This window comes from Gordonia sp. (in: high G+C Gram-positive bacteria) (genome assembly GCF_049299075.1).
Lineage (GTDB): Bacteria > Actinomycetota > Actinomycetes > Mycobacteriales > Mycobacteriaceae > Gordonia.
In genome coordinates this window covers 1-4,167 of record NZ_JBAQWU010000320.1, presented here as the reverse complement: position 1 = coordinate 4,167, position 4,167 = coordinate 1, and the positions used below count along the sequence as shown (strand labels likewise).

5 protein-coding genes are annotated in these 4,167 nt (G+C 69.1%); 1 reads left to right on the top strand and 4 read right to left on the bottom strand.

The genetic code is table 11. The features are described 5' to 3' along the window. From WAW85_RS09895 to WAW85_RS09885, 3 genes are all read right to left on the bottom strand, one after another. Positions 1-345: PTS sugar transporter subunit IIA (locus tag WAW85_RS09895; RefSeq protein ID WP_422559445.1), on the bottom strand; the 345-nt coding region annotated here is incomplete at its 3' end. A gap of 29 nt (positions 346-374) precedes the next feature. Continuing rightward, entirely contained in the window at positions 375-1,322 is a 948-nt protein-coding gene (locus WAW85_RS09890) for a 1-phosphofructokinase family hexose kinase (protein ID WP_422559444.1), read from the bottom strand. Beyond that, complete coding sequence (locus WAW85_RS09885; RefSeq protein WP_422559446.1) at positions 1,319-2,089, bottom strand: DeoR/GlpR family DNA-binding transcription regulator; 771 nt, start codon at positions 2,087-2,089, stop codon at positions 1,319-1,321. Before WAW85_RS09885 ends, WAW85_RS09890 begins: the two co-directional genes overlap by 4 nt. 124 nt (positions 2,090-2,213) lie before the next feature. On the opposite strand from WAW85_RS09885, the gene ptsP reads away from it, so the two are divergent. Further along, a complete protein-coding gene (gene ptsP, locus WAW85_RS09880) occupies positions 2,214-3,920 on the top strand; it encodes a phosphoenolpyruvate--protein phosphotransferase (protein ID WP_422559443.1) in 1,707 nt (568 codons plus the stop codon). Positions 3,921-3,945: 25 nt separating this feature from the next. On the opposite strand, the gene WAW85_RS09875 is transcribed toward ptsP, so the two are convergent. Then, a partial coding sequence (locus WAW85_RS09875; protein ID WP_422559442.1) for a LexA family protein occupies positions 3,946-4,167 on the bottom strand: 222 nt, incomplete at its 5' end.

Below are 4,167 nucleotides of genomic sequence, written 5' to 3'. Positions count from 1 at the left end.
CAGTTTCATGTGCGCGCTGCCCGCGCCCGCCGGGGCGGCGATCAGAAAGACGATGTCCGCCGGACCGTCGGGGCCGCCGAAGTCGACCTTGTTCGACAGTCGGGCCATGGCGAGCGATGCGGTGTTGACCGAATCGACGCGGGCATGCGGGATGGCCAGACCGCCGGGCAGGCCGGTGGGCGATTTCGTTTCGCGTTCGAGGGCGGCGCCGGCGAGTGCGCCGGGGTCGCTACAGCGGCCCGCGTCGGCGAGGGCTTGGGCGAGCCGCCGGATGACGGCCTCCGCGTCGGCTCCCGCGTCGGTGTCGAGTAACACCAACGGGGGAGTGATGATCGGTTCGGTCATGATTTTCCTTACTCGACGGTGCGGTCGGGTTAGCGGACAGGGTGAACGTGCACGCCAGCCAGGTTGAGGTCGCCGGGGGTGGGCGGGGTGGTGCCGGGCAGAGCGGCGGCGGCCGAACCGTAGGCGACGGCGGTGCGCAGCCACTCTGCCGGGTCGCCGCCACGCTGCTGCGCGATCAGATACCCGGCCAGCGATGAATCGCCCGCGCCCACCGTGCTGCGTATTGCGATTCTCGGCGGGGTGGCGAACCAGCTGCCCGATGCCAGGGTGAGGAGCGCGCCGGCGGCCCCGAGGGTGGTCAGGACCGCGCCACCGGTCTGTTCGGCGAGGGTGCGCGCCGCACCGGCAGTGCGCGTGACATCACCGAGCAGGGCGGCCCCCTCCATCGCCGCGCCGTCGTCCCCGGTCAATTCGGCCAGTTCAAACGCATTGGGCTTGAGGAGTTCGGGTCGGGCACCGGCGATCGCCGTCAGCGGCGGACCGGACGTATCGACGGCGACGGGCACCCCGGCCGCGTGCAGGCGGTCTGCCACGACGGCGTACCAGTCGGCCGGTACCCCCGGCGGCAGCGAGCCGCACAGTGCCACCCACTGCGCCGCACTGGCCGCGTCGACGATCAGTTCGGTGAGCTGGGTGAGGACCGCAGCGCTGAGCCGGGCTCCGGCCTCGTTGATCTTGGTGGTGATCCCGTTGGGCTCGGTGAGTGTCAGGTTGGTGCGCACGTCGTCGTCGATGGGGACGGTCCGGTAGTTCAATGCCGCCGCGTCGAGTTGGTGGAGTAGCCGGTCGCCATCGCGTGCCGGGAGCAGGGCGAGCGTAGCGAGCCCGGCCTCGGCGACCACGCGGGAGACATTGATCCCTTTGCCGCCTGGCTGGCTCCGCACCCCGGTGGCGCGCAGGACGTCGCCCCGGCTGAAGGGACCCGGGAGGTCGATAGTCCGGTCCACACTCGGGTTGGCCGTCACGGTCACGATCATGCGATCACCACTTCAATGTCGAGGGCTGCCAGGTCAGCGGCCAAGGGGACGTCGATACCCGCGTCGGTGACGATGGCATCGATGTCGGAGATCCGACCGAAGCGCACCAGGAGTTCGCGGTTGAACTTGCTCGAGTCGGCCAGCACGATCACTCGGTTGGCGGCCGCGATCATCGCGCTCTTGGCGGCCGCCTCCTCGGGGTCGGGGGTGGACAGCCCATGGTTCAGGCTTAGTCCGTTGGTGCCCAGGAAGACGACGGAGGCGCGCAGCCGGTTCAGCGCAGCCACGGTGGAGGCGCCCACTGTCGCTAGCGTCTTGCGGCGCAGGCGACCGCCGAGCAGGGTCACGTCGCAGCCCGGCAGGGTGGACAGGTGCGCGGCCAGCGGTACCGCGTTGGTCACGACGGTCAGGTCTCGATCACCGGGGACCGAGAGTGCCGCCCGCAGGGTGGTGGTGCCCGCGTCGAAGATCACCGAGCCGCCCGGCGGTGGGAGAAATGTCTGCGCCGCGATCCCGATGGCCGTCTTCGCGGCGAGGTGGGACTGTTCGCGCTGCTCCAGATCGGGTTCGTCCCCGACGGTGCGGACGTCGGGGCGTACTGCGCCGCCGTGCACGCGGTGCAGCACTCCCTGTTGGGCGAGTACTCCCAGATCTCGGCGGACGGTCTCGCCGGTGACGTCGAAGCGCTGTGCCAGATCGGCCACCGCGACTCGGCCGCGGGCGCGGACCTCGTTCGCGATCTCCTGCTGGCGTTCTTCGGCGTACACGTCGCCCTCCTGCGTAGAGTCCATCGGGTACGAGGCTCCTTCAAGGGCCCGAATCCGTTTGGCTATGTCTGTGTTTACCTTTGAATGTGTTGACACGTCAAGCGGTTTTAGTAATGTTGATCACATGACTGAGGTGACAGCGATGGGTTCGGCGGACAACTTCGGTGCGACACGGGTGGTAACCGGCACTCCGGTGGTTCACGGTTTGGCCTGCGGCCCAGTGATCCGCCCAGCGCCCAGGCTGGCGTTCGACATCGATCCGGCGGCCACCGTTGACCCCGACGCCCGGGGCGCGGAACAGGAGCGTTTCGCCGCCGCCGTTGCCACGGTGGCCAGTCGCTTCTCAGCGCGCGCCTCGGCGAGCACCGGCTCATCGGCCGAGGTTTTGGCCGCCACCTCCGGGCTCGCGAAGGACCGCGCCTGGACCGGCGCGGCCCGGAAACTGATCGCCGACGGGGCGCCGCCGGCCGCGGCCACCATCGCGGCGATCGAACAGATCGCAACGATGTTCACCAAGCTCGGCGGCCGCATGGCCGAGCGGGTCACCGACCTCAATGACATCCGCGACCGTGTGGTGGCCGAACTGCTCGGCGTGCCCGAACCCGGTATCCCCATGCCCGATGAGCCGTCGGTATTGTGCGCCGACGATCTCGCTCCGGCCGACACCGCCGGGCTGGACCCGACCCGGGTGATCGCCCTGGCTACCCGCCTGGGTGGACCGTCGAGCCACACTGCGATCATTGCCCGTCAGCTCGGTATCCCGTGTGTGGTCGCGATCGCTGATCTCGACTCGGTTCCGACCGGCTCGACCGTCTATGTGGACGGTGAGCGTGGCATCGTGGGTCTCGATCCGGTCGCCGAACAGATCGCCGTGGCCATCGACGGGCATCGACGCGCCGCCGAGGCCGCCGCGGCCTGGCGCGGCCCGGGCCAGACCTCCGACGGTCATCACATACTAATCCTGGCTAATGTCGCGGACGGCACCTCGGCCCGTAAGGCTGCTGACCTCGGCATTCTCGAAGGCGTCGGTCTCTTCCGCACCGAACTGGCTTTTCTGGATCGCCCCGACGAACCGTCGGTGGAGGAGCAGACGGCCCTGTACCGCGAGGTGATCGATGCCTTCGACGGGCAGAAAGTCGTGATCCGTACGCTCGACGCCGGCTCGGACAAGCCGCTGAAATTCGTCACCCATCCCGATGAGGCAAATCCAGCCATGGGGGTGCGCGGCAACCGGATCATCATGTCGAACCCGGAGATTAGGCTGCATCAGCTCGATGCACTGGCCGCCGCTGCGCAGGGGACAACCGCGGTGCCGTGGGTGATGGCGCCGATGATCGCGACGGTCGCCGAGGCGCGTGAATTCGCCGCGTTGGTCCGCGAACGCGGCATGATTCCCGGCGTTATGGTGGAGGTCCCGTCGGCGGCCGTGCAAGCCGACAAGATCCTCCGCGAAGTCGACTTCGTCTCCATCGGCACCAACGACCTCACCCAGTACACGATGGCCGCCGATCGGATGTCGCCGGAATTGGCGGCGCTCACCGATCCGTGGCAGCCCGCGGTACTGGCGCTGATCGAGCGGGTCGGCGCGGCTGGTGCGGCACAGGACAAACAAGTCGGCGTCTGCGGCGAGGCGGCCGCAGACCCGATGCTGGCCTGCGTGCTGGTCGGCCTCGGGGTCACCTCGCTGTCCGCGGCGCCCGCGGCGACGGCCCCGGTCGGGCTCAAGCTGGGCATGGTGACCCTGGAGCAGTGCCGGGCGGCGGCGCAGGCAGCCATGGCTGCCGACAGTACCCAAGCGGCCCGGGAGGCGGCGCGCGCCGTTCTCGGCTGACCGCGGGCGCAGACGCCGGGGACCGTTAGATGCGCCGCATCACGGTTACGACCTTGCCGAGGACGGCGGCGTCGTCGCCGGGGATCGGCTCGAAGTGTTCGTTGTGCGGCATCAGCCAGACGTGGCCGTCGATGCGTTTGAAGGTCTTGACGGTGGCCTCACCGTCGATCATGGCGGCGACGATGTCGCCGTTCTCGGCAACGTTCTGTTGACGTACGACTACCCAGTCGCCGTCGCAGATCGCCGC

Coding starts and splice junctions, on each gene's coding strand:
- WAW85_RS09890 (WP_422559444.1), bottom strand. CDS start 1,322: ATGATCGTGACCGTGACGGCCAACCCGAGTGTGGACCGGACTATCGAC.
- ptsP (WP_422559443.1), top strand. CDS start 2,214: ATGACTGAGGTGACAGCGATGGGTTCGGCGGACAACTTCGGTGCGACA.